Below are 24918 nucleotides of genomic sequence, written 5' to 3'. Positions count from 1 at the left end.
ATTAGTTTTCTTTTGAGAATGGTTTGCTATCATAACCAGCAGTGAAAATTGCTGTTAAGAATGCGATGCAAACACCAAGAATTAAAATTAATTTCATGGAAGTATCCTCCTCATGTTTCTAATTATCTCTTTTTTTAGTATAGCACAAATTATCTGTATGAAAAATTTAATTATGTCAGAAATAGTTCAAAATTGGAAAAATATAAAATTAAAATATGGAGGGATTTAGATGAAAAAAGATGAGATTGTAAATGGAAATATGGCCAATTCAATGGAAGATTTAAAAAATCTCGGCAAGCAGATGGAAAATATGCGTGACGGAGGCCAATTGGAAGAATCTGATCGTATTGCAGATCCGCAGCAATTTGATGATGAAGACGAAGAGAAATAAATGAACTTAAGGTGTGCCTAGGTAAAAATTTAGGCACACCTTTTATGTCTTATTTTTAACTTGTTTGAACTTCGTAGTCGTTTAATTCTTCTCTTAGTTTTGCTTTTAAAAACTTACCTACCGATGTTTTTGGTATTTCCTTTAAGAATACGATATCGTCTGGGAGCCACCATTTTGCAAAATCATGTTCAATAAATTGAAGAAGCTCTTCTTTTGTTGTATGAGCATCTTCTTTTAAGACGACACAAGCTAACGGTCTTTCTTGCCATTTTGGATGGGGAACAGCAATGACTGCTGCTTCAAAAACATCAGGATGAGACATGAGCGCATTTTCTAAATCCACTGAAGAAATCCATTCGCCGCCTGATTTTATAAGGTCTTTTGTACGATCTGTAATTTTGATATAGCCTTCCTTCGTTAATACTGCAATGTCTCCTGTATATAGCCAGCCATCGCGGAATGCTTCATTAGTCCGGTCATCTTTATAATACTCGGAAACGATCCAAGGTCCGCGTACACGCAATTCCCCCATAGTTTCTCCATCCCAAGGCACCGGACCTTTTTCATTTATGACTTCTGTTTCAATTAATGATACGGTTAGGCCTTGCGTTACACGAATATTTAGCATTTCATCATCCGTATAACTGTTCATTTCAGTTGTAGGATGCGACATACTTACAAGCGGTGATGTCTCAGTCATACCGTAAGCGTTTACGTAAGGAACCCCCAGCTTTTCATTGTAGGCTTGAATTAATCCTTTCGGTGAAGCTGAGCCTCCAGATATAATTAAACGGATAGTTGATAAATCGCGCGGTTGCTTTTCTTGTTCTGCAAGTGCGCCAAGCCAGATTGTCGGAACACCTGCTGTAATCGTAACTTTCTCTTGTTCTATTAAGTCCAAAATTAAACCCGGGGTCATCATTGGGCCAGGTAGTACAATGTTTGCACCAAAATTAAGCGCAGCAAATGGGAAGCCCCATGCATTTACATGGAACATCGGCACAACCGGTAATGCAATATCACTTTCTTTTAGCGCAAAGGACTCCGCAAGACCGAGTGCTAAGCTATGCAAGACAATACTCCGATGTGTATAGATGACACCTTTAGGCATGCCTGTTGTTGCGGATGTATAGCACATCCCTGCCTGCATATTTTCTTCTAAATCTGTAGGGAATTCGAAATTTTCATCGGCTTCTTGAAGAAGCTGTTCATAGCTGTAAACATTAGGGAAGCTGGATGATGGAGCTACTGGATCATCACTCATAACGATAATATGCTTCACTGTTTTTAAATGGCCTAAAGCTGGCTCTACTAATGGGAATAGGTCACCATCGATTAGTAAAATTTCATCCTCTGCATGATTAATAATATAAATAATATGCTCAGGTGCCAATCGGATGTTGATTGTGTGGAGAATTGCACCACTGCATGGAATAGCAAAATATGCTTCTAAATGGCGGTGATGATTCCAAGCAAAAGTACCAACTTTCGTACCGCGCTTCATACCTAGCTTCGTTAAGGCATCTGCTAAACGATGAGTTCTTTTTACATAATCTTTGAATGGAATACGATGTGTCATAGTGGGGCTAGTACGAGAAATAATTTGTTTGTTTGGAAAATACCGTTGTGCGCGCTTTAAAAATCCTGTTAAAACTAATTGCGTGTCCATCATAGTTATTCAGCTCCTAAACAAATTTATAAAAAACTCTATTGTAAGAATTTTCTGTTAATTAAATTGTACTAAACAACAACGAAACAATCTACCATTATTTCCTTATTTTTGAAACTAAACCTGGACGTTTACGTAAATAACAAAGGGAACAATGTCAAAGCTGTAATAGCCCTTTTTCTGCAAATACAATTATTAGATGGTAATACAGTAGTGCTATAATAAAAACAATATAAAACCGAGGTGATGGATATGAATTTACAAACGACAAAAGAATTGGTCAATGGAGTTAAAATGCCTGTACTTGGATTAGGTGTATACAAAATGACTGACCGGGATGAAACGCTTCAAGCAATTGCAACAGCTCTGGAATTAGGGTACCGAGCAGTCGATACAGCAGCACTTTACTACAATGAAGAAGAAGTAGGGGAAGCAATTAGACATTCTTCAGTGCCGCGTGAGGATATTTTCGTGACAACAAAAGTCTGGAACAGTGACCAAGGCTACGATAACACGTTACGTGCTTTTGAAAAATCGCTAAAAAAGCTTGATATGGATTACATAGATCTATATTTAACTCACTGGCCGGTTAAGGAGAAGTTTGTGGATACGTACCGGGCAATTGAACGCTTATATGATGAGAAACTGATCCGTGTCCCGGGTGTCTCTAACCACCATGAGCATCATTTAAAAGATATCCTAGCAAGTTGTAATATTGCCCCAATGGTAAACCAAATTGAAGTGCATCCTTATTTAAGCCAAGAGTCATTAAGAAACTATTGTGCACAGGAGCAAATTGCGGTAACAGCCTGGTCACCACTTGGGCGAGGAAATGTATTAAATGATGATAAAATTGTACGCATTGCACGCGAATACGATGTCACACCAGCACAAATAATTTTACGCTGGCATTTACAAAATGATGTCATCATAATACCGAAATCTGTGACACCTTCACGTATTAAAGAAAATAGTGAGCTATATCATTTCGAGTTAACAAAAGAAACAATGCAGCAACTAGATGCGTTAAATCGCGACGAGCGCTTTGGGCAAAATCCGGATAATTTCAAATTTGATTTTTAACATATAATTACTTAGGGGAGTGATGCAATGTTTAAAAATTTTTCGCCCAGTTTATTTTTTTCAATGGCAGCAGTGACAGTTACTGTTTTTGCACCATTTATAATGATATTTCATCCTATTTTTCAGATGGAGTATTTCTCTTATAATAATCGAGCATCAACATTCATCCCGAATCCTGTAAATCTTAGACTTATACTTTTAGCATGTTTAGTATTAATTATAATGTTAGGGATTCTTGCCTATAAAAGAAATATGAAAATATACGTCTCGGGTATTTTCCTATTTGGGTTAAGCGTTTTAATTGCGTATCTATCTACACAGAATTATTTAATGATTAGCCAAGATAAAATAGAAAGACACCATTTTTTTACGGACCATCAATATCAGTGGGATCAATTAGACGAGATTGTTTATGAATACGTTATAGGGAGTAAAGCCGGGGATATTACATTTACAACCAAATCAGGAGACCAGTTCATCATTAAAGAAAAAGAAGTTCATTCAAATGGAAAAAGCCAAATTTATCATTTGGCCAAACAAAATGATGTGAATTATATAGAACGTGAAAAGAAATAGGAAAATGCGTCCGTAGCTATTTACGGACGCATCTTTTAGTTATCTTTTACAATAATTTGCTCATTCAAAAATGGATGTATGAATGCTAATTGGATGGCGTGTAATGCATAATCACCTGAGTCAGTTTCTCGTGCGCCATACATTGTATCGCCAACTATAGGGTGACCTAAATGAGCCATGTGCACGCGAATTTGGTGAGTACGTCCTGTTTCTAGAACGACATGAACAACACATGTCCCTTTAAAACGATTTACTACTTCATAATGTGTAACGGCAGATTGACCATTCGGGGCTACAACTCTACGTGTATTGTGATGACGGTCTTTACCAATTGCAGCTCTGATCGTACCACTATCTGTACGTAGGTTTCCTTGAACTTCAGCAGCATACGTACGGACGATTGTTTTTTCTTCAATCATACGATCAAAAATAGACTTTGCTATCGGATGTTTGGCAACAAGTAATAAGCCGTTCGTTCCTTGGTCCAAACGATGCACATGCTCAGCGTAATGTCCCCCATGATCCACAATATAGCGCATTACATGATTCATACAAGTATCATTGTCCATTGGCTCATTTGGATGAGTAGCCATCCCTTTAGGCTTTGATACGATTAAGCAATGCTCGTCTTCATAGCGCACAGTCACTTCACATTTATCTGTTGGGATATAATTGGAAGCAGGGATATCGAAAGCAAAATGAATTGTCGTCCCTTTCTCTAAAGGTTCTTTCCATAGTAATGGTTCGCCATTTAATGTTACTGCTTTTGCCATTCGTAATTCATGGACAATCTTTTTTCCTAAACGCCATTTCGTGCGTAAGAGCTCTTCTACAGTTAAGCCGTCTTCATTTATTGTATATGTGAACATTGTAAATTCCTCCAAATGAAAAATCGTGCTCTTAATGAACACGATTTTATAATCCTTATTAGTTTAACACAATATCGTTAAAGAATTGACGCGTTGTTTCATCTGGTGCGTCACCTTCTAAACGGGCAACTTCTTCACCGTTTTCGAAGTAAATAAGTGTTGGTGTTGCTGTAATATTATAAGTATCCCATTCATTAGTGTACTCAAGAATATTTAATTGATCCACTTGAATATCCATCTCGTCAGCAATAGGCATAAGTTTCGGTGTGTAATTTTTACAATGCGAGCATTCAGGGCTGAAGAAATATCCGACAACGCCTTTACCTGATTCAATTTTTTCTGCTAATGCATCTGGTAAAATGATGTCCTGATAATTTTCATCATCCAATAAATCGATTGTAGATTGTTTTAAATTATCCGTGCCATACGGATTGTCCTCTAATTTTTCACTATTCTTCATATTTGTGAGTACAATGATTCCAGCAAATAATAAAACTATTACTGCACCGACAATCGCTAATTTCTTCATCCTAATTTTCCTCCTTTAAAACTTTTAACATATAAAAACTAACAGCTGCAATAATGATAAAAGCAGTAAGTGCTAAAAATGGAATCGTAATAAAGCCAAGCCAATTAATATACTGACCTGTACATGGCACGCGTCCACAAGCAGGGGCTGTATCCTGCAAAAAGTCCAATTTTTGTAACCCATAGTGATATAATGATGTTGCAGCTCCAATCGTAGAAAACACGGCTGTAGTCATGGCGATTTTAGCATTCTTTTGTATGTATGCTACGGTTGCGATAATTACAATTGGATACATTAGGATGCGCTGATACCAGCATAATGTACATGGTTCATAGCCCCGTATTTCTGAAAAATATAATGATCCAAGAGTCGCTGTTAAAGATACTACCCAAATGACGAGCAAGGCATTTTCGAGTTTTTTGGACATACTGTTACCTCTATATTCATAATTTAATCTCAATTGATTATAGTTTGAATTCGAGAAAAAGTAAATTACTACGTTTATGGAGTGCTATGAAAAGGAAAGTCTATATATGTATGGAGGGGGAGTTATTATGACAGATGCATTAGATATGTCCAAATTTGAAAAACCAATGATTATACGAAATATGACAGTAGAGGATATAGATGCGATATTAGAAATTCAGCGCATATCTTTTCCAGGTATGGAGCCGTGGGAGCGGGCACATTTATATAGTCATTTAACAATTTTCCCAGAAGGACAAATTGTTGCAGAGCTAGATGGAAAGGTGATCGGTTCATGCTCGAGTTTACGTATAAACTTTGATGAATACGATGATCGCCATACGTGGAACGATATTACAGATAACGGCTTTATCACAAATCATGATCCAAATGGTTATAATCTATATGGAATCGAAGTAATGGTGCATCCAGAATATCGCCGTATGAAGGTAGGGCAAAGACTTTATGAGGCACGGAAGGACTTGGCTCGTACACTCAATTTAAAGTCTATTATTATTGGAGGGCGTATTCCGAATTATCATGTACATTCGAATGAGATGAGTCCACGTGAATATGTAGACGCGGTAAGCCGCCATAAAATATATGATCCAGTGCTGACATTCCAAATGATGAATGGCTTTATTTTAATGCGTATTAATCCGAATTATTTAACAGATGATGTTGCATCAGGAAAGTACGCAACGTTATTGGAATGGCATAACGTAGATTATCGTCCGCTTTCCAAGCGTCACTTTAAAACAAGCTATCCAGTACGTATTTGTGTTGTCCAATATATGATGCGTGCGATTGATTCCTTTGAGGATTTTGCAAAACAGTGTGAGTACTTTGTTGATGTAGGCTCTGATGCGGGTTCAGACTTTGTCGTATTCCCGGAAATTTTCACAACACAATTAATGAGCTTTTTAAATGAAAAATCACCATCGCAGGCGGTCCGTAAACTGACAAAGTATACACCTGAATACATTGAATTATTTACAAGTTTAGCGGTTCGCTACAATGTGAATATCATTGGCGGTTCTCATTTTGTTGAGGAAGAAGACGAGGAGATTTACAATATCGCTTATTTATTCAGACGTGACGGGACGATTGAAAAACAATATAAAATTCACATTACGCCAAATGAACGTAAATGGTGGGGAATCAGTAATGGCGATAAGGTCCGTGTATTTGATACCGACTGCGGGAAGATTGCAATTCAAATTTGCTATGATATTGAGTTTCCGGAACTTGCCCGAATCGCAACAGATATGGGCGCGAATATTATTTTCACACCGTTCTGTACAGAAGACCGCCAAGGCTATTTACGCGTACGTTACTGTGCTCAGGCGCGTGCAATTGAAAACCAAATTTATACAGTTATTTCTGGAACAGTGGGGAACTTGCCTGAAACAGAAAATATGGATATTCAATATGCACAATCAGGCATTTTTGCACCGAGCGATTTTGAATTTGCCCGAGACGGCATTGTAGGCGAAACAAGCCCGAACTTAGAAATGGTTCTCATAGGAGACGTCGACTTGGAAATTTTACGTCGCCAGCGTCAAGATGGGACAGTAAAGCATTTAAAAGACAGACGTCATGACGTATATCGTGTTGAATATTTAAAGTAAATTTAAGGGGAATTCTGCTATTGTAAAAGATAGCAGAATTTTTTTATTTGGACTGAACGAAACGTATGTTACAAAGGTCTAATAAGTAGGGAGGTGTCTTTCATGGATGAGCAGCAACTTATAAAAAGTGCGATTGCTGGAAACGAACGAGCAATTGTTGAAATGTTAGAGAGTTATGAAGACGGATTTTATAAAATAGCTTTTGCATATTTGAAAAATGAATATGATGCAGTCGATGCGATTCAGGAAATGACATACCGTTGCCTAAAAAAAATACATACAGTCAAACAACCAGAATATTTGCAGACATGGCTTATTCGTATTTTGATTAATATTTGTCTTGATATGAAAAAGAAGCAAGCTCGTTATGATTTGAAGGAAGAAATAGAAATACCGAATGAAGAGGTCCATCCTTTAGAGCTTGCGGATGTTATAGCGGAGCTGCCGATTGAACAGCAAGAACTTATATATTTAAGATTTTTTAAAGATTTAAAAATGAAAGACATCGCTCGAATTCAACAAGTATCAGAAGGAACGATTAAATCTCGTTTGCACCATACGCTTAGAAAACTTCGAGGGATTTTAATAGAAAGAGGTGAACGATAATGGATGATAAGCTAAAGAGATATTTAAATAAGCTCGACACGCCTAATGAAGCATTAGCAGCTGCGAGGGCGCATGCAATCACGATAAAAAGAGTGGAACAAAAAAGGCAGAAGAGGTGGACAGCTACCATTATCTCAGCTACAGTCATCTGTCTTTTTATTTTATCCATTCGTTTTTCACCGACAATTGCATATGCCGTATCGAAAGTGCCGGGATTAGAAACGATTGTAGAGCTAATCACACACAATAAAGGAATTGAGGATGTGCTTGAGCAAGGGTATAATGAGAAAATTTACGCTTCAGCTGAACTAAATGGGGTCAAGGCAGTAATTGAAGAGGTTATAGCAGATGAAACAGGTATGTACATTATGTATCGGTTAAGCAGTGAACAGGATTTGAGTAAATATAAAAAAATTAGTTTAAGCGTACTTCAAAACGGAGAACCAGTAAAAGCAGGTGTGGGATTTAGTACATTTATGGATGAGGAAACATATGAATTTGCGAGTTCGATTGAAGTTGTTTCAAGCGAAGGCATGGATTATAGTGAACGGAATTTCGAAGTGCAATTCATGTTAAATGATGAAACGCTGCGTGTTCCTTTTGAATTGAAAAATGAAATTAAGCAAACGAAAGTTTATGCAGTTAATGAACAGTTGGAAATAGAAGGGCAGCGTTTTACTGTAAAAGAAGTCCACATTTCACCACTACGTGTAGGGATTCAAATAGCGGTTGATCCGACAAACGACAAACGTATATTAAGCTTTAATTCAATTGAACTGTTGGACGAAAATAATGAAATTTGGAGTGAAGTTTCGAATGGCGTTACGGGTCATGGGGCAACGGATGAAAATGTAATGACCCATTATTTACAAAGTAATTATTTTAGAGAGCCTAAGTCACTGACATTAAAAATTTCTGAAGTGGAAGCTTTACCAAAAGGGCAGGATTATATGGAAGTTAATTTTGAGAAGCAAGAAGTAATTTTTGCTCCTGATTTTATTGATTTATCAAAGGTTGAAGTGTATCCAAAACAGTTGAGAGTACAATATAAGCCAGCAAACATGAAACATTACCGTCAACTATTAGGTACTGCAATTGATGCCACAGGGAAAGAATTAGGTGTAAGGAATTCATCCGTGTCGGGAATGAATGGAAATTATCACGAAGTCACTGTTAGCTATGATATTGGAAAATACACAAATCCCGTTAAAATTTATTTTTATAGTTATCCTTCTTATTTAGATGGAACAGCGGAAATTAAAATCCCTATGCAAAAGTAACTAGTGAGTAAAAGTGTCCCGTTTAATTAGGGGACACTTTTTTCATTCAAAAGTATGAGGTGTGTAGCGGTGCGAACTGATTAAATGAAATGGTATGATAGAGAAAAGTGAATGTTGCAAAGGAAGAGCCAATATGACAAAAGACCATTCGAATATTGCGATTTTAAAAGAAATTGCAGAGTTATTAAATGAAGAGACCGAAATGATTCCAATGTTAAATGGGGCACTTTCTAAATTTCTAAGCGGGACAAATTTCGAAACGGGTTGGATTTTCTTTATCGATAAGAAGGGGAAGTCGGAGCTTGTAGTGAAGCAAAACTTACCGGATGCGCTTAGCTATAATGATTGTCAGCATTTAAAGCGCGGTGGATGCTGGTGTGTGTCACGCTTCCGCAATGAGGAACTGAAAAAAGCTTCGAATATTATTGAGTGCCAACGAATTGAAAGCGCGATAGAAGCGAATGTTGGCGAGCATAGCGACATTACACATCATGCCACGGTACCATTGCAATCCGGTCAGGAACGTTTTGGATTACTAAATGTTGCATCGAGAAATACAGTACGCTTTAGCGATGAGGATCTGGACTTACTGGAATCGGTCGCATTTCAAATGGGCTCTGCGATAAAGCGCATCTATTTAACAAATGAGCAGCAGGAAATTGCCCTTGTGCAGGAGCGAAACCGCTTGGCTCGGGATTTACATGACTCTGTTAATCAGTTGCTCTTTTCGGTGACTTTAACTGCAAGAGCAGGTATTGAAATGAGCGAGCACCAGGACATAAAAGAAACGTTTAAAGATATCCAGCAGCTTACACAGGAAGCCCTGACTGAAATGCGTGCACTTATATGGCAATTGCGTCCAAAAGGATTGGAAAGTGGACTCATTGAAGCGATAAAAGTATATGCTGAAATGCTGAATTTGAAATTGGCAGTCAATGTTTCAGGTGTTATCCAATTTCCTTCAAGAATAGAAGAAACCCTTTTTAGAATTGCGCAAGAGGCTTTAAATAATGTGCGTAAACATGCTGGGGTAACACATGCAGAAATTTATATTAGTGTAACAGCTACGGATGTATTGCTCGTTGTTAAAGATGAGGGGCAAGGCTTTAATATAGAGGCACATCGCCATATACCATCAATTGGATTACAATCAATCGTTGACCGGGTACATGCAGTAGGGGGAACGGCAGATTGGGTAAGTGAGATTGGAAAAGGGACAGAGTTATTAATTCGTTTACCATACTAGGGGGAGTTCAATGATACGCGTATTAATTGCAGATGATCATCATGTTGTACGCCGAGGGTTATTATTCTTTTTAAAAACACAAAAAGACATTGAAGTTGTAGGAGAAGCTAAAAACGGTTTAGAAGCGATTGAGCTGGTAGAAAAATTTGCACCGCATATCGTACTTATGGATTTGGTCATGCCTGAAATGGATGGTATTCAAGCGACAAAAAAAATAAAAAGTAAGTGGCCGGATACGAAGGTGCTAATGCTCACAAGTTTTTCGGATAAGGATCATGTGCTGCCTGCTATGGAAGCTGGTGCATCAGGCTATCAATTAAAGGATATTGAGCCGGATGATTTAGTAGAGTCGATTCGTCAAATTATGCGCGGCGAAAATACAATTCATCCGGAAGCTACATCTCAGTTAGAGGAAGGGCTTCGAGAAGACGAAAATAAGCCTCATATTTTAAATCCTCTTACACCAAGAGAAAAGGATGTACTTGCTGAATTGACAAAAGGGAAAAGCAACAGAGAGATCGCTTCATCACTTTATGTAACAGAAAAAACCGTGAAAACGCATATTTCCAATATTTTTACGAAGCTTCAAGTTCAGGATCGTACACAGGCAGCTCTTTACGCTGTAAAGCATAATTTAACGGAAACAAACGAATGATGGTTAAGTTTACAAATTAAAAAGAACGCAACCTTTTAACGATAAAAAGGTGCGTTCTTTTTGAATTATACTTCTTCGTCTATTGCTTCAGAATCGGGAAGCTTAGTTACTTCTAAGTATAAGATGTGGTGTCCGTCCAATTCGGTAACTTTGAATTGGTAGCCTTGTTCTTCGATTGTATCGCCTACTTGCATATCAAAACGCTGTGTCATAAACCAGCCGCCGATTGTATCGATATCGTCATCTTCAATTGATGTCCCTAAAATATCATTCATATCTTGCAATAACATTTTAGCATCAAAAATGTAATGATTTTCTGCGATTTCCTGGATTTCAGGAATTTCATCTTCATCGAACTCATCTTGAATATCACCAATAATTTCTTCGATAATATCTTCAATTGTAACTAAACCGGATGTACCACCGTATTCATCCATTAAAATGGCTAGGTGAATACGTTCATTTTGAATCTTTAATAATAAATCACTAATTGGAATCGTTTCAATTACACGAATAACGGGTTGCATATATTCTTCAACAAGTTTATCTCCGTTTGCAGGGTCTTTAATGTAAGCTGTTAATAAATGCTTCATATTGACAAGGCCAATGACATGGTCTTTGTCACCGTCTGTAATTGGGTAGCGTGTATATTGCTCAATACCCATTACTTCAAATACTTCGCGAATTGTTTGACCTTTTTCGATACTGATTATTTCAGTTCGAGGTACCATTATCTCCTTCGCAATGCGATCAGAAAACTCAAAAATACTGTTAACGTATTCATATTCAGAATGGTTAATTTCCCCACCCTTAAAGCTGTCTGATAAAATCATGCGAAGCTCTTCTTCAGAGTGCGCTTCTTCAGATTCAGAAATCATTTTCAAGCCAAAAAGTCCAGTTAATGCACGTGCTGATCCGTTTAAAGCACGTATAAAAGGGTACATAATATTATGGAATAAAATTAATACTCCAGATAGCTTTAATGTTACGGCTTCTGCTTTTTGAATTGCGAGAGTTTTTGGTGCTAATTCCCCTACGACAACATGTAAAAACGTAACGAGTGAGAATGCAACAATAAATGAAAGAACAGATGTGATACTACCACTTAAGCCAAAGAACTCGAATAATGGATGAAGAAGAATTTCGAATGTTGGTTCTCCAAGCCACCCAAGTCCTAGTGCAGTAATTGTAATTCCTAGCTGACAGGCAGATAGATACTCATCAAGGTTTGAAATTACCTTTTTTGCCCGTATTGCAGATTTATTACCTTCTGCAACGAGCTGATCAATTTTTGTTGTCCTTACTTTAACTATTGCAAACTCAGTTGCAACGAAAAATGCCGTAGCGGCAATTAAGATAGCAAATGCTATCAACCTAATGGTTAGTTCGATTCCTATGTCTACGTCCAACTATATTCCCTATTCGCGGCGCAAATGAGCGTGGCAAATAAAGAGTACACCTCCTAAAAAAATTTTAATAATATAATCATAAAATATTTGAGTAAAAAAAACAATTTTTCAATTTGAAATTAGAGGAAAAAATTTGATTTTAATTACTGCAGAAATTGAAGTATCCTTATAATTTTATTAATATGTATTTAAATTTATAGAAAATTGAAATTTTAGTTAATATATGCTAATGTGAAATTGTAGATAATGATAATTTAGTAGGCGGGTATTATTATTAAAAAATAGCCAGCAAATACATATACCTGCAGCCAGCTGCAAAATTATTATTAGCTCGAAAGCGCATAAAGGTGGGAGCATCCGAGATTTTTTCTCGGATGCTCCCACTTTATTTTTTATTCATATACATGGAAAAGCATTAATTCATGTATCATTTTTTCGATTTTTTCCCTTTGTTCTTCTGACGGACTTTCACCAATAAATTGAATACTGCCATCTTTATAATACTCTGCTGCATAACGTTTCTGCTCAAAGAAGAAACTAATTGACCAGCCCGGAATTTGACTGTTTTCAAATAGGGGCTTATAGCTAAAATGTTGAATCATGAAACTTCCCTCCCTATTTAATCGTACAGAAAGTAGTACATTGTTGCAATTTATCTTTTAAAAAATTAATAATAGAACATACACATGATGAAGAAAGAGTGAGCAAAATGGGAGAATTTATTTCGCTATTATTCCTGCTAGGTGTTGTAGGGGCTGCCGTTGGTGCAGCGACAAACTATATGGCGATTAAGATGTTATTTAGACCGTACAAGCCACTATACTTTAAAAAGTGGAAGCTGCCATTGACGCCGGGATTAATTCCAAAACGTCGGGAAGATTTGGCGATTCAGCTAGGAAAAACAGTTTCAGAGTATTTACTGACACCTGAAACGATTAAAAAGAAATTTTTATCCGAGGAAATTCGCACAAATGTTTTAACCTACGCACAGAATAAAGTAGCACAAGAAGTATTTACAAACGAAAAAACAATTAATGATTGGATTCGTTTAGCTGGTTTTACACAATTACCACAATCAATTGAAGGAAAAGTTAACGACATTATTCATACTCAATTTATGTCAGTGAAAAATACATTATCTACGAAGTCAATTCGAGAATTATTGCCTAATGATTTGGAGCCAGTATTGGACCGGAAAATTGATGAAGCAGTCATACAGATTTTGAAGAAGGGTGAAGATTACTTCTCGTCACCAGAAGGTACGATGACAATCAAAAATATGCTGGATGATTTCTTATCGACGAAAGGGTCATTTGGCGGGATGATACAGATGTTTTTAGGAGATTCATCATCATTGGTTGATAAAGTGCAACGTGAACTCATAAAATTTCTACAGGCGCCTGGAACAGCTTCACTTTTACACCGAATTTTCATAGCAGAATGGGAAAAAATTAAAAATCGCCCAGCAATGGACTTTATGAATGATGTAAATTTTGATACGATTGAAGCTAATGTCCAAAGCTATGCAAGAAATGCACTTGCATTGGAAGCACGCCTGGATAAAACAATTAATGACTATTGGCCAAAAGGGAAAGAGTGGGCTACTAATGATTTACTCCCGAAAATAATGGATAAAGCATTTTTATCTGCTGAAGCAAAAATCGAAGACGTATTAAAGCGTCTAAATTTAGCTGGAGTTGTACGTGAGCAAGTAGATTCATTCCCGATTGCCAAATTAGAAGAGCTCGTACTAGGTATTATTAGTAAAGAGTTAAAATTAATTACATGGCTGGGCGGTATTATAGGTGGTCTTGTCGGGATCATTCAAGCGTTAATCGTCTTTATGACGAACTAAAATTAGAAAGTAGGATTATTACATGATCAATATTTATGAAGATATTAATAAACTGGAAGCAACATTCCGCAAGACAGATGAGTTTCAAAATTTACAAAAGGCAGTAGAGACAGTACGTGAAGATGAAGAGGCAAAGGTATTGTTTACAAACTTCCGTGATGTTCAATTGAAGATGCAAGATAAACAAAATGCTGGTGAAGAGATTACTGAAGAAGAATATGTTTTTTTACAGAAAACAGCGCAACTAGCTCAACAAAATGTAAAAATTTTAGAAATGTTAGAAGCTGAAATGGCGTTAAGTGCTGTGATTCAAGAAATTAATCGCATTATTACACAGCCAATCCAATCATTATACGATGGATTATAAAAAGGAAGGGGTGCACAATTTGTTGTGCGCCTCTTTTTAACTTTGCAATTGTCACGAGAAAGCTTGTTTAATAAAAAGCATCGAATAATATATGTAATATTTCATTTTTCTTTTATAGTGGTTTTTTTGTTACAATGAGATAGATTTTTATTATTTAAAATTAAGAAGGTAGAGAAATGATATGAAAACAATTCATATAAATGAGCAGTTTAAAGAAGATTGGACTCGTGTTCTTAATCATATAGCAAATTTATTTTACGAAGACTCCGTTATTCAAATTGAGCAGGACGGTTCGGATATGTCGATTGAATTTAACAAGGCAATCGATGAAAATTTTATGATTTCCACTTATGCCAAACTATTAGTGGATGGTCAAGAATACACGAGTGATTATTCCATTCAGTATACGACAGAAGGCACAGAGAAAGAGCAAAATATCCGAATGAAACGTGCATTGTCACATGTCATGCTTGATGTACTTGAACAATATTCAGGTATGGTACAGCAATGGGGGATACTGACAGGAGTACGTCCAACAAAGCTTTATCATAAATATCGTAAAGCCGGTATGAACGATGAGCAAATTGCCGCGGTATTAAAAGAGGATTACCGAATTTCAGATCAAAAGATATCGTTAATGAAAGCGATTGTCGAGCGACAACTTACGATTATTCCTGATTTGGATGAGCTTGGAAAGGAAATTTCAATTTATATTGGGGTCCCGTTTTGTCCGACAATGTGTGCTTATTGTACATTCCCGGCCTATGCGATCCAATCAAATCGTAAGGCAGGCCGCGTAGAGAAATTTATCGATGGCCTTCACATTGAGCTACGTGAAATGGGGAAATGGCTGACAGAAAAAAATATGCGCATTACTTCGATTTACTGGGGCGGGGGCACACCAACTTCTATTGAGGCGCATGAAATGGATGCATTATATCAAACAATGTTTGATGCATTCCCAAATCCTGAGTCTATCCGAGAAATAACAGTAGAGGCAGGACGCCCGGATACAATTACGCCGGAAAAAATCGAAGTGCTGAAAAAATGGGGCATTGACCGTATTTCCGTTAACCCGCAAAGCTATACGCAGGAAACATTAAAAGCGATTGGCCGCCATCATACTGTTGAAGAAACAGTAGAGAAGTTTTGGCTGTCACGCAATTCTGGTATGAACAATATTAATATGGATTTAATTATTGGCTTGCCAAATGAAGGAATTGAAGAATTTCAGAACTCATTAGCGGAATCTGCCAAAATGCAACCTGAAAGCTTAACTGTTCATACACTGAGCTTTAAACGTGCATCTGAAATGACTCGAAATAAGGATAAGTATAAAGTTGCCGACCGTGAGACAGTTGGGGAAATGATGCAGATGGCAACCGATTGGACAGCTGAAAATGGCTATGTTCCTTATTATTTATACCGCCAGAAAAATATTCTAGGTAATTTAGAAAATGTCGGCTATTGTAAACCGAAAGAAGAATCTATATACAACATCGTCATAATGGAAGAAGTGCAAACAATTTTAGGTATTGGCTGTGGAGCATCCTCGAAGTTTGTGCATCCAACTACCGGCAAGATTACACAGTTCCACAATCCGAAAGATCCTGCCGCATACATTCTGACATTTGAAGAGTCTATTGCAAAGAAAATAGCAATTTTAGATGAGCTATATTCTTAATATCTAGGACCATTACAAATAGCACAGCCACTTTCTTGAGGCATGTGCTATTTGTTGTTTTTTACCGAGTGGAGAAGCAGGAACGATTGTCATCACACTAGATGGGGTAACATATGAAATAGATGCACAGTAGTGTACTGGGGGCAACGAGTTGAATCTCATTGCCAAATACACTAGCAATAGCAATGACTAAGTCAGCTTGTAAGTAAAGATGCGTATGAAGAAACTTTTGTGATTTTAAACAGTCACATTACAGCTGGTAGCTAATATTTTTTGAAAGCAATGCGAAATTAATAATTGAGCGAAAGGGGAGATTGTAAGTGAATTACGATAAATATACGCTAGATCGATTTGATGGCGATTATGCAATTTTTTTAAAACGCCCTGAAGAAATGGAACAACTTCTGATCCACCGTGATGAAATTTCAATAGAGGTGAAAGAAGGCGATATTGTAAACATTCAAGATGATGGCTTTGCGTACACGATTAAATTATTACCTGAAGAAACAGCTGACCAAAAACAGCGAGTGAATAATTTATTAGAGCAACTAAGGAGTAAGCACGAATAATTGAGGCACATAAACGGTTGTTTTAAAAAGTTAGAAAAATCAAAAAGTATCGGAAACTACATGCTTCTATATGGTAGAATATATGGGTACATATATTAATTTTAGGAGCATAACAATGGCAATCAAAACAATTATATTCGATTTAGATGATACTTTATTATTTGATCAAAAATCTGTAAAAACGGCATTTGAAAAAACGTGTGACTATGCAGCGACTATAAAAAATGTAAACTCTCGTGAATTGGAAGAGGCGGTCAAAGTAGCGGCACGTGGATTGTATGAAAGCTATCCTACATACGACTACACTGTCTTAATCGGAATAAACCCATTTGAGGGGCTTTGGGGGACATTTGATGACCCTACACCACAATTTCAACAGATGAAGGAAATTGTGCCTGCATATCGTGCCCAAGCTTGGACAAACGGTTTAGCGGCAGTAGGGATTGAAGATGCTGAGCTAGGCGCGGAACTGGGAGAGCGTTTTGTTGAAGAACGTAAAAAAGCCCCGTTTTTCTATGAAGATACTTTTGAGGTGTTAGATCAATTAAAAGGGAAATACGAGCTAATTTTACTTACAAATGGGGCACCAAGCCTACAAAATTTAAAGCTGGAGATTACACCTGAAATTGTCCCTTATTTTGACCATATCATTATTTCAGGGGATTTTGGTAAAGGTAAGCCAGATGCTTCTATTTTCGAATTTGTTATGGACAAAGCAAGTTTGACAAAAGATGAAGCCATTATGGTTGGTGATAACTTAATGACTGATATTTTAGGTTCATCTCGTGTCGGCATACGGAACGTTTGGATTAACCGTGAAAACAAACCAAAAAATCCCGATGTAGTGCCAACTTTTGAAGTTACATCATTAACTGAGTTTTTACAGTTATTAAAAACAATATAAATTTTCAAAACGCACTGTTCATTCGGTGCGTTTTTATTTCGTTTATAAAATGAATTTTCTGAATATTTATGTTATCATATTAATAAAAAACTAAAGAAAGAGGTTCTTCCTATGGGAAATATTAATACATATCGCTGTGAAAACTGTAACCGTACAAATGAATTTATCCAATTGAATAGGGTGACATTAAATCATCATACGGCACATCTTTGTTTAGCTTGCGAACATGTACTTACTTTACCTAATAACGAAGACCGCTTCTTCCAACTCATACGCAATAAAAAGAGACAGCATTCCAATATTGAGATGCAAAAGGCACACAGGGTTTTATCGGCTTTTATTGCAGTGGGTATGTTGTTTTTAGTTGTAATTGCAGCATTCGCTGTGACACAAGGCAATGGCTACTCTTCTATTACATTTCAAGAAATCGAGTCAATACCTATGAATAAGCAATTGACCTTCCTACATTTAAAATCGTTCAATTAAAATAAACAGTATAGAAAACACAATAAAAAGCATCGCAAAGTTTTTAATAGTTTGCGATGCTTTTTGTTTGGTCAATTTTTATGAACAGTTCAGATCATTACTTTAGTAATTCTGAAACTGTTACAAATGTATAGCCTTGCTTTTGTAACTCTTCAAGTATTGTTTCTAAAGCATCTGCAGTTGCTTGGTGAATATCGTGCATTAATATAATGCTACCGTTGTTCACCTGTTCCTCTATAGCAAGCGCCGTTTTTTCCGGATCGCGGTGTTTCCAATCCAGTGTATCAATAGTCCACATCACGCTTGGTACTTTTAACTGCTTTATAATTGTTTCATCATAGCTCCCATAAGGTGGTCGAAAAACCGTTGCATTTTTACCAATTACGGATTTAATAATTTCATCCGTTGATTGAATTTGGTGTTTCACTTCTTTTTGAGACAATGTTGTCAGCTTTTCATGATTGTATGTATGATTGCCAATTTCATGGCCTGCGTCATATACTTCCTTCATAATTTCAGGGTACTTCTTCACTTCTTGGCCGATGACAAAAAATGTAGCTTTTGCTTCATATTTTTCCAGTGTCTTTAATATTTGCCTCGTCACTTTCGGATGAGGACCATCATCAAATGTTAATGCTATTCTTTTTTCACTTACAGGTTGTATCGATTTAGGTTTGGAAGGATTTTTAGGTACAGCTTTTGGAGTAGGAGTTGTTAGTCCACTCAAAGGGACATAGCCGGATAGACCATCAGATGTGACAAATGCCCAGCCTTTTATGTTAGTATACATCATTACATTACTGTTTTTACGTAAAGTCCCTATTTCATCACTCGAGGCGCTAGCGATAGACCGGACTACTAAACCTTTAGAAGCTTTTACCGTCATCTTTTTTCCTGTAGGCTTTATGAGAGCATGCTTATTTACGTACCCTGCCAGGCCACCGTACTTTATGAATACAAAGTCGGTAGAGTCAGATCCATAAAGCTCAACAATACTATTTAAATAAAGTTTTCCGATAGACCCGATGTGTTGTTTATTCGTTACGCGAACAAGGGGTTCATTTTGGGATTTAACGAGCATGTATTGGGGAGAAACCGATTTTAAGTATTCACTTTTTATAAAGCCGATTACCGTTTTGTATTGAATTTTCGTCCATCCTTCAGTTTCAGATAATACGATAATAGGGGTAGCCTTTGATAAGGTAATAATTTTTTCTTGCAGATTTTCTTCTAATACTTCGGTTTCTTTCGTTGTTAGTTTAATTGTGGCTGAAGGAGCAGCAGAAGTACTTTCGATATTTATTGTAAAAACTCCAATTAAACAAAAAATCATAAAATAAAATTTGAATACTTTTTTCAACTTAATTCCCCTTTAGTAATATAAAAATGCGCGAGTAAAGTGAAAGTAGAAAGGAGAAAATAGTGTAGATTAATTCACTTTCTCTAAACCTTTAAATTAATTTGTACTGACTAAAAACAAAGAAATACCATTACATTTAAACATATGTATTGTAAATAAAATTATGAAAACAAAAAAGGGGCTATCCGGGAAGCTATTTTGGGGCAACCCCTTGCGATCATTTCATAGGCAAGATACTTAATACGAAGAAAGGCTTTGTTAAAGGTAATGTTTACTTTAACAAAGCCCCGTAGTTAAGTTTAAAGAGAAATAGCTTTTACTTCATCAATGTTTTCAAGTTGTGCTACGAATACTAAATCTTCTGTAGTCACTTCATTGTCAACGACAAGCATCATTACAGCAGACCCGCCAATTTGATCGCGTCCTACTTGCATCGTTGCAATGTTGATGTTCTTTTCAGCTAATTTAGTAGCAACCCGGCCGATTGAACCTGGTTTGTCCTGGTTTTTAATATAAAGAAGATTTCCGTTTGGAATAACGTCTACTACAAATCCTTCAACTTTTACAATGCGGGCACCTAGACCATTTAATAAAGTTCCTGCTACTGTATGTGTTTCAGTTTCAGTAACGATTTCAACTGTAATTAAGTTTGTAAAACCTTTTGCTGTTGTTGTTTTATGTTCATTTATTTGAATGCCGATACGTTCAGCTAAATAACGTGCATTGACATCATTCACGTGAGAGCCGTGGTTTGTAGAAAGCAGTCCTTTAATAGCATTTGCCGTTAATGGGCGAACATCAAAGTTTGCCACTTCACCAGCGTAAGAAATATTTAATTGCTGAATACTTTCTTCTGTTACTTGAATTAAAAACTTTCCAAGCTTTTCTGCTAATGCAAAGAATGGCTCAACTTCTGCAAGCTTTTCTTTTGGAATAGATGGCATATTTACAGGGTTTGTAACTGTACCTGTTTTAAAGAACTTAATAATGTCGTTAGATACGTCAACTGCAACTGACTCTTGTGCTTCTACTGTAGATGCACCTAGGTGAGGTGTAGCAATGACTTGTGGCAATGTTAATAGCTTATGATCTGTTGCCGGTTCCTGAACAAATACGTCCAGTGCAGCACCAGCTACTTTACCTTCGACAATAGCATCGTATAAATCATCTTCGTTAATAATGCCGCCGCGCGCACAGTTGATAATGCGAACACCGTCTTTCATGATTGCAAAACGTTCCTTGTTAATGATATTACGTGTTTCTGGTAATAACGGCGTATGAACTGTTACAAAATCAGCTGCAGCACATACTTCATCCACAGTACCCTTTGTTATACCCAATTCTTTTGCACGGTCTTCCGTTAAGAATGGATCATATGCGATAACGTTCATGCGTTGGCCTTTAGCACGGTAGGCTACTTCTGCCCCGATACGTCCCATACCGATAACACCAAGTGTCTTGTTTTTAAGCTCTACACCTACGTATGATTTACGATCCCATTTTCCATTTTTTAATGTGTTGAACGCTTGTGGAATAAAACGTGCAAGTGACGTCATCATTGCGATTGTATGTTCAGCAGCAGAGTTTGTATTACCATCTGGGGCATTTACAACGATAATTCCATGTTCAGTTGCTGCATTTAAATCAATGTTGTCAACACCTACACCAGCACGACCAATAAGCTTTAAGTTTTTCGCTTTTTCAATTACTTCGCGTGTAACAGTAGTTTGAGAACGAACAAGCAATACGTCAACATCTACTATTTTTTTCATTAATTCCTCAGGTGCTAAACCTGTATCAACAATAATATTCAAATCTAGTTCTGTTTCTTGGCGTAATGGGAAAATACCGTCATCACTTAGCGGATCTGCAATAAATACATTAATTGTTTTTGTATCTTGTTCGATTACTTCTGTTGTCATAATAAAATCTCTCCTCTAATTTCTTTATTAATTTACTGAATTGATTCAACAAAAAAAAGCCTTCCGTCCCTTACGTGTAACGTAAGGGGCGAAAGGCATTCATTAAACAAATCGCGGTACCACCCTTATTCGTTGCCATAATATTTCGGAAAATATATGTACAACCTTATCCATATGCGTAACGTGCATGGGACGGAATAACCTACTGATAAATTTCAGCTATTCTATTCAAGAGTGGAGCGAATTCGAAGCATACACTGATTTACACCAACCATCAGCTCTCTTTGGTAATACATTCGAAAAGCATGTCTCTATCGTTATATTTTGCTGTGTTTAAGTTGATAACATCATAAACCCGATTGTTCACCTTTGTCAACGGAGTTTTTAGAATAATTTGAGTAATTTTCTTTTTGTTTAATAAATAAGTCCTTTAAAGCGAACTATTTCAATTGATTATCAAATGAATGTTCGGATTTATAATTTCCTATGTAAGCGCTAACGATGTTGATATAATAAGATTTAATTGAATTTACAGAAAATTTATAGCGTTTCAAAATTATCATTAAAATTTATTTTTTTATTTTGTGACATAATTTTGTCACGTTTAAAAAAATGCCTTTTTAAAATTGGAAAATAAATAGAAGGTAAAATGTAAAATAACTCGAAGTGGTAATACATATGTACATATAAAGGGGGAGTAAAATATGCATTATGATGTAATCGTTATTGGGGCAGGGTTGGCTGGATTAACGGCAGCTTGTCAGCTAATCGACGCGAAGAAAAAGGTACTGCTTGTCGATCAGGAGCCGGCAAATTCAATTGGGGGGCAAGCATTTTGGTCATTTGGTGGATTATTCTTAGTTGATTCCCCTGAGCAAAGAAGGTTAGGAATTAAAGACAACAAAGAGCTTGCATGGCAGGATTGGCGTGGTTCTGCAAGCTTTGACCGTTTAGAGGATGAGGATCATTGGGCGTATGAATGGGCAAAAGCATATATCGATTTTGCTGCAGGAGAGAAATACAACTGGCTAAAATCCCAAGGCATTAATTTTTTCCCGGTCGTTGGTTGGGCAGAGCGAGGCGGCTCTTTAGCAGGGGGGCATGGCAATTCTGTTCCGCGCTTTCACATCGTATGGGGGACAGGTCCTGCACTGGTTGAACCGTTTGCAAATAAAGTGTTAAATGCCTCTGATAAAGGAGATATTACCTATTTGCCGCGCCATCAAGTAACAGAGCTGATCACTGAAGATGGGAACATTACAGGTATTCGGGGAAATGTTTTGGAAAATAGCATTATTCGACGTGGTGAAGAAAGCTCGAGAGTAGTGGTAGATTCATTTGAGTATTTCGCAGATGCAGTAGTAGTAGCAAGTGGTGGAATTGGAGCAAATATTGAGTTGGTGAAGAAAAATTGGCCTTCAAGACTCGGGACACCGCCCCAAAATATGGTGGCAGGAGTTCCAGCCTATGTAGATGGTAAAATGTTGGAGATTACAGAACAAGCAGGGGGGCGCATCGTTAATCGAGACCGTATGTGGCATTATACGGAAGGGCTGAAAAACTGGGATCCTATTTGGAATAATCATGGTATTCGCATATTACCTGGACCTTCATCAATGTGGTTTGATGCATTAGGAAACCGTTTTACTGCACCAAATTTCCCTGGGTTTGATACATTAAGTACTCTCGAAGCGATACAAAACACTGGATATGATTTTTCATGGTTTATTTTGACAGAAAAAATAATTGAAAAAGAATTCGCTTTATCAGGTTCAGAGCAGAATATGGATTTGACAAAAAAGAGTATTAAAGATGTATTGAAACGTATTTTACCAGGGCCTCCAAAAGCAGTTCAGGATTTTAAGGAGAATGGCGAAGATTTTGTAATTGGCGATAGTTTAAAAGATTTAGTAGAAGGAATGAATAAGCTTGTAGGGAGTGATTTACTCGACTTCCTGCATATTAAAGAACAGATTTTGGCACGCGATCGTGAAATTGAGAATTTGTTTTCAAAGGATGCACAAATTACCGCATTACATGGCGCAAGAAATTATATAGGGGATAAATTAATTCGTGCTGCAAAACCTCATAAAATATTGGATCCTGCAGCAGGACCATTAATTGCGGTACGCTTAAATATTCTGACTCGTAAAACATTAGGAGGATTACAAACAAATTTAAATGGGCAAGTACTTAATGAGGACGGAAATCCTATACCAGGACTTTTTGCTGCAGGTGAAGTGAGTGGGTTTGGTGGTGGAGGTATACATGGCTATCGTTCGTTGGAAGGAACGTTTTTAGGGGGTTGCTTGTTTACAGGCTTGCAAGTAGGAAAATATTTAGCTGTTTCCCATAAGTATTCGAGTATGACCTAAATGTAATAAGGTCAGGCGCTGAAACATACAGTGTGACAGAGCTTGAGCCAATCACACAAACTTTTATTAATATTGGTTTTGAAAAATTAAAGGGATATCATTTAGTTATGTCGAAATGAATGATTATTCATTTATAAGGGGTGTATGGAAATGAACTTTGAAACGATTAAATTGGAAATAGCAGAACGAAAAGCAACATTAACATTAAATCGTCCGAATGCGATGAATGCAATGGATTTTACAATGATGCGGGAATTGGCCGATTGCTTCGAAGCGTTACATAATGAAAAGGACGTCCAAATTCTGATAATTAAAGGAGAAGGGAAAGTCTTTTCAGCTGGAGGCGATGTGAAGAGGATGGTTGCCTCGAATGATTTTTCTGACTTTGGTACGATAATGGATGATATTGCACGTTTAGTCAGAGCATATTACACGCTTCCGATGATTACGATTGCACAAATCCATGGTGCTTCTGCTGGCTTGGGCTTTAGTCTGGCACTAGGAAGTGACATTATTGTTGCAGAACAATCAAGTAAACTAGCGATGAACTTTATCGGTATTGGTTTAATACCGGACGGTGCCGGCCACTTCTTTATGAAGGAACGTCTTGGTACAGTAAAAGCTAAGCAAATGATTTGGGAAGGGAAAGTAATGAATGGAGATGAGGCATTATCGTTAGGTCTAATTGATTATAGTTGTCCAGATGGGACGGCATTAGAAACAGTTGATCAGCTCGTTGGGAAAGTACTGGCATCTCCAATTCTAGCAATGATTGAAACGAAGTGTATTTTACATGCTTCTAATCTTGAACAATTGGATGAAATTCTGAAGGGTGAATCAGAGGGACAAGTGAAGATGCGACAAACAACAGATCATTTAGAAGGCATTAAAGCATTTGTAGAAAAACGTATGCCACAGTTTATAGGTAAATAATTTGCAATGAAAAATCCACTATTTTGCTGAACCGCAAAATGGTGGATTTTTAGT

General features: G+C 37.0%; 24 protein-coding genes and 1 other annotated feature. Of the genes, 16 read left to right on the top strand and 8 right to left on the bottom strand.

Annotation, left to right across the window (positions count from 1 at the left end; all coding sequences use genetic code 11):
* The first annotated feature begins 229 nt into the window (after positions 1–229).
* Entirely contained in the window at positions 230–391 is a 162-nt protein-coding gene (locus SNE38_RS02015) for a hypothetical protein (protein WP_191705506.1), read from the top strand.
* Between the two features lie 55 nt (positions 392–446).
* Here the strand turns inward: SNE38_RS02015 and SNE38_RS02010 are convergent, their stop codons facing one another.
* On the bottom strand, positions 447–2063 hold the full coding sequence (locus SNE38_RS02010) for a long-chain fatty acid--CoA ligase (RefSeq protein ID WP_336045783.1): 1617 nt from the start codon (positions 2061–2063) through the stop codon (positions 447–449).
* Positions 2064–2312: 249 nt separating this feature from the next.
* Here SNE38_RS02010 and SNE38_RS02005 point away from each other — a divergent pair, with 249 nt between their 5' ends.
* Positions 2313–3143, top strand: coding sequence for an aldo/keto reductase (locus tag SNE38_RS02005; protein ID WP_336045782.1), 831 nt, complete (start codon positions 2313–2315; stop codon positions 3141–3143).
* 27 nt (positions 3144–3170) lie between these two features.
* A complete protein-coding gene (locus tag SNE38_RS02000; protein WP_336045781.1) occupies positions 3171–3719 on the top strand; it encodes an acyl dehydratase in 549 nt (182 codons plus the stop codon).
* Positions 3720–3754: 35 nt separating this feature from the next.
* Here the strand turns inward: SNE38_RS02000 and SNE38_RS01995 are convergent, their stop codons facing one another.
* The 3 genes from SNE38_RS01995 to SNE38_RS01985 are packed head-to-tail and all read right to left on the bottom strand — an operon-like array spanning position 3755 to position 5544.
* Positions 3755–4588: an RluA family pseudouridine synthase gene (locus tag SNE38_RS01995; protein WP_336045780.1), complete on the bottom strand. Its 834-nt coding sequence runs from the start codon at positions 4586–4588 to the stop codon at positions 3755–3757.
* A 58-nt stretch (positions 4589–4646) separates the two neighbouring features.
* A complete protein-coding gene (locus tag SNE38_RS01990) occupies positions 4647–5117 on the bottom strand; it encodes a thioredoxin family protein (RefSeq protein WP_336045779.1) in 471 nt (156 codons plus the stop codon).
* A gap of 1 nt (position 5118) precedes the next feature.
* On the bottom strand, positions 5119–5544 hold the full coding sequence (locus tag SNE38_RS01985; RefSeq protein WP_336045778.1) for a disulfide formation protein C: 426 nt from the start codon (positions 5542–5544) through the stop codon (positions 5119–5121).
* A gap of 127 nt (positions 5545–5671) precedes the next feature.
* On the opposite strand from SNE38_RS01985, the gene SNE38_RS01980 reads away from it, so the two are divergent.
* The 5 genes from SNE38_RS01980 to SNE38_RS01960 all read left to right on the top strand — a co-directional run bounded on the left by SNE38_RS01980 (position 5672) and on the right by SNE38_RS01960 (position 11000).
* The gene (locus SNE38_RS01980) at positions 5672–7213 is read left to right on the top strand and encodes a carbon-nitrogen hydrolase family protein (protein ID WP_191705499.1); all 1542 of its coding nucleotides are present in this window, start codon (positions 5672–5674) and stop codon (positions 7211–7213) included.
* Between the two features lie 102 nt (positions 7214–7315).
* Complete coding sequence (locus SNE38_RS01975) at positions 7316–7819, top strand: sigma-70 family RNA polymerase sigma factor (RefSeq protein WP_336045777.1); 504 nt, start codon at positions 7316–7318, stop codon at positions 7817–7819.
* Entirely contained in the window at positions 7819–9099 is a 1281-nt protein-coding gene (locus SNE38_RS01970; protein ID WP_336045776.1) for a DUF4179 domain-containing protein, read from the top strand. Before SNE38_RS01975 ends, SNE38_RS01970 begins: the two co-directional genes overlap by 1 nt.
* A 133-nt stretch (positions 9100–9232) precedes the next feature.
* Positions 9233–10345 carry a GAF domain-containing sensor histidine kinase gene (locus SNE38_RS01965; RefSeq protein ID WP_336045775.1) on the top strand — a complete coding sequence of 371 codons (1113 nt, stop codon included), beginning with the start codon at positions 9233–9235 and terminating at the stop codon, positions 10343–10345.
* A 10-nt stretch (positions 10346–10355) separates the two neighbouring features.
* Positions 10356–11000 (top strand): response regulator, encoded by a 645-nt coding sequence (locus SNE38_RS01960; protein ID WP_191704445.1) that lies wholly within the window; start codon positions 10356–10358, stop codon positions 10998–11000.
* A 65-nt stretch (positions 11001–11065) separates the two neighbouring features.
* On the opposite strand, the gene SNE38_RS01955 is transcribed toward SNE38_RS01960, so the two are convergent.
* Together SNE38_RS01955 and SNE38_RS01950 are read right to left on the bottom strand one after the other, a co-directional pair.
* Positions 11066–12373 carry a hemolysin family protein gene (locus SNE38_RS01955; protein ID WP_191704449.1) on the bottom strand — a complete coding sequence of 436 codons (1308 nt, stop codon included), beginning with the start codon at positions 12371–12373 and terminating at the stop codon, positions 11066–11068.
* 428 nt (positions 12374–12801) lie between these two features.
* The gene (locus SNE38_RS01950) at positions 12802–13011 is read right to left on the bottom strand and encodes a YheE family protein (RefSeq protein ID WP_191704444.1); all 210 of its coding nucleotides are present in this window, start codon (positions 13009–13011) and stop codon (positions 12802–12804) included.
* A gap of 107 nt (positions 13012–13118) precedes the next feature.
* On the opposite strand from SNE38_RS01950, the gene SNE38_RS01945 reads away from it, so the two are divergent.
* The 6 genes from SNE38_RS01945 to SNE38_RS01920 all read left to right on the top strand — a co-directional run bounded on the left by SNE38_RS01945 (position 13119) and on the right by SNE38_RS01920 (position 18274).
* Entirely contained in the window at positions 13119–14264 is a 1146-nt protein-coding gene (locus SNE38_RS01945) for a DUF445 family protein (RefSeq protein WP_336045774.1), read from the top strand.
* A gap of 22 nt (positions 14265–14286) precedes the next feature.
* Entirely contained in the window at positions 14287–14631 is a 345-nt protein-coding gene (locus SNE38_RS01940) for a YlbF family regulator (protein ID WP_191699470.1), read from the top strand.
* A 181-nt stretch (positions 14632–14812) separates the two neighbouring features.
* Positions 14813–16315 carry a coproporphyrinogen III oxidase gene (locus SNE38_RS01935; RefSeq protein WP_191704442.1) on the top strand — a complete coding sequence of 501 codons (1503 nt, stop codon included), beginning with the start codon at positions 14813–14815 and terminating at the stop codon, positions 16313–16315.
* Between the two features lie 320 nt (positions 16316–16635).
* Positions 16636–16884: a DUF3006 domain-containing protein gene (locus tag SNE38_RS01930; RefSeq protein WP_191704441.1), complete on the top strand. Its 249-nt coding sequence runs from the start codon at positions 16636–16638 to the stop codon at positions 16882–16884.
* Positions 16885–16999: 115 nt separating this feature from the next.
* Positions 17000–17788, top strand: coding sequence for an HAD family hydrolase (locus SNE38_RS01925; protein WP_191704440.1), 789 nt, complete (start codon positions 17000–17002; stop codon positions 17786–17788).
* A 111-nt stretch (positions 17789–17899) separates the two neighbouring features.
* Positions 17900–18274: a DNA polymerase III subunit delta gene (locus SNE38_RS01920; RefSeq protein WP_336045773.1), complete on the top strand. Its 375-nt coding sequence runs from the start codon at positions 17900–17902 to the stop codon at positions 18272–18274.
* Positions 18275–18371: 97 nt separating this feature from the next.
* Here SNE38_RS01920 and SNE38_RS01915 read toward each other — a convergent pair whose 3' ends face one another.
* Both SNE38_RS01915 and serA read right to left on the bottom strand, forming a co-directional pair.
* Positions 18372–19607 (bottom strand): polysaccharide deacetylase family protein, encoded by a 1236-nt coding sequence (locus SNE38_RS01915; protein WP_336045772.1) that lies wholly within the window; start codon positions 19605–19607, stop codon positions 18372–18374.
* A 326-nt stretch (positions 19608–19933) separates the two neighbouring features.
* A complete protein-coding gene (serA, locus tag SNE38_RS01910) occupies positions 19934–21556 on the bottom strand; it encodes a phosphoglycerate dehydrogenase (protein ID WP_336045771.1) in 1623 nt (540 codons plus the stop codon).
* Positions 21557–21637: 81 nt separating this feature from the next.
* Positions 21638–21883, bottom strand: a binding site (T-box leader).
* A gap of 377 nt (positions 21884–22260) precedes the next feature.
* Here serA and SNE38_RS01905 point away from each other — a divergent pair.
* Positions 22261–23931, top strand: a complete 1671-nt coding sequence (locus SNE38_RS01905) for an FAD-binding dehydrogenase (protein WP_336045770.1) — start codon at positions 22261–22263, stop codon at positions 23929–23931.
* A gap of 150 nt (positions 23932–24081) precedes the next feature.
* Entirely contained in the window at positions 24082–24864 is a 783-nt protein-coding gene (locus SNE38_RS01900) for an enoyl-CoA hydratase (RefSeq protein WP_191704435.1), read from the top strand.
* Positions 24865–24918: the final 54 nt, after the last annotated feature.

This window comes from Solibacillus ferritrahens (assembly GCF_037027585.1).
In the GTDB taxonomy this organism is placed as follows: domain Bacteria; phylum Bacillota; class Bacilli; order Bacillales_A; family Planococcaceae; genus Solibacillus; species Solibacillus ferritrahens.
Note: the sequence above shows the minus strand (reverse complement) of the source record. Positions and strands in the feature narration are given on the sequence as shown.

Bases quoted from the DNA above. Each gene is read 5' to 3' on its own strand.
- SNE38_RS01985 (WP_336045778.1), bottom strand. From the start codon at position 5,544: ATGTCCAAAAAACTCGAAAATGCCTTGCTCGTCATTTGGGTAGTATCT.
- SNE38_RS01975 (WP_336045777.1), top strand. From the start codon at position 7,316: ATGGATGAGCAGCAACTTATAAAAAGTGCGATTGCTGGAAACGAACGA.
- SNE38_RS01920 (WP_336045773.1), top strand. From the start codon at position 17,900: ATGGGAAATATTAATACATATCGCTGTGAAAACTGTAACCGTACAAAT.
- SNE38_RS01915 (WP_336045772.1), bottom strand. From the start codon at position 19,607: ATGATTTTTTGTTTAATTGGAGTTTTTACAATAAATATCGAAAGTACT.
- SNE38_RS01980 (WP_191705499.1), top strand. From the start codon at position 5,672: ATGACAGATGCATTAGATATGTCCAAATTTGAAAAACCAATGATTATA.
- SNE38_RS01965 (WP_336045775.1), top strand. From the start codon at position 9,233: ATGACAAAAGACCATTCGAATATTGCGATTTTAAAAGAAATTGCAGAG.
- SNE38_RS01950 (WP_191704444.1), bottom strand. From the start codon at position 13,011: ATGATTCAACATTTTAGCTATAAGCCCCTATTTGAAAACAGTCAAATT.
- SNE38_RS01970 (WP_336045776.1), top strand. From the start codon at position 7,819: ATGGATGATAAGCTAAAGAGATATTTAAATAAGCTCGACACGCCTAAT.
- SNE38_RS01945 (WP_336045774.1), top strand. From the start codon at position 13,119: ATGGGAGAATTTATTTCGCTATTATTCCTGCTAGGTGTTGTAGGGGCT.
- SNE38_RS02000 (WP_336045781.1), top strand. From the start codon at position 3,171: ATGTTTAAAAATTTTTCGCCCAGTTTATTTTTTTCAATGGCAGCAGTG.
- serA (WP_336045771.1), bottom strand. From the start codon at position 21,556: ATGACAACAGAAGTAATCGAACAAGATACAAAAACAATTAATGTATTT.
- SNE38_RS01995 (WP_336045780.1), bottom strand. From the start codon at position 4,588: ATGTTCACATATACAATAAATGAAGACGGCTTAACTGTAGAAGAGCTC.
- SNE38_RS01935 (WP_191704442.1), top strand. From the start codon at position 14,813: ATGAAAACAATTCATATAAATGAGCAGTTTAAAGAAGATTGGACTCGT.
- SNE38_RS02015 (WP_191705506.1), top strand. From the start codon at position 230: ATGAAAAAAGATGAGATTGTAAATGGAAATATGGCCAATTCAATGGAA.
- SNE38_RS01990 (WP_336045779.1), bottom strand. From the start codon at position 5,117: ATGAAGAAATTAGCGATTGTCGGTGCAGTAATAGTTTTATTATTTGCT.
- SNE38_RS01960 (WP_191704445.1), top strand. From the start codon at position 10,356: ATGATACGCGTATTAATTGCAGATGATCATCATGTTGTACGCCGAGGG.
- SNE38_RS01940 (WP_191699470.1), top strand. From the start codon at position 14,287: ATGATCAATATTTATGAAGATATTAATAAACTGGAAGCAACATTCCGC.
- SNE38_RS02010 (WP_336045783.1), bottom strand. From the start codon at position 2,063: ATGATGGACACGCAATTAGTTTTAACAGGATTTTTAAAGCGCGCACAA.
- SNE38_RS01900 (WP_191704435.1), top strand. From the start codon at position 24,082: ATGAACTTTGAAACGATTAAATTGGAAATAGCAGAACGAAAAGCAACA.
- SNE38_RS01925 (WP_191704440.1), top strand. From the start codon at position 17,000: ATGGCAATCAAAACAATTATATTCGATTTAGATGATACTTTATTATTT.
- SNE38_RS01905 (WP_336045770.1), top strand. From the start codon at position 22,261: ATGCATTATGATGTAATCGTTATTGGGGCAGGGTTGGCTGGATTAACG.
- SNE38_RS02005 (WP_336045782.1), top strand. From the start codon at position 2,313: ATGAATTTACAAACGACAAAAGAATTGGTCAATGGAGTTAAAATGCCT.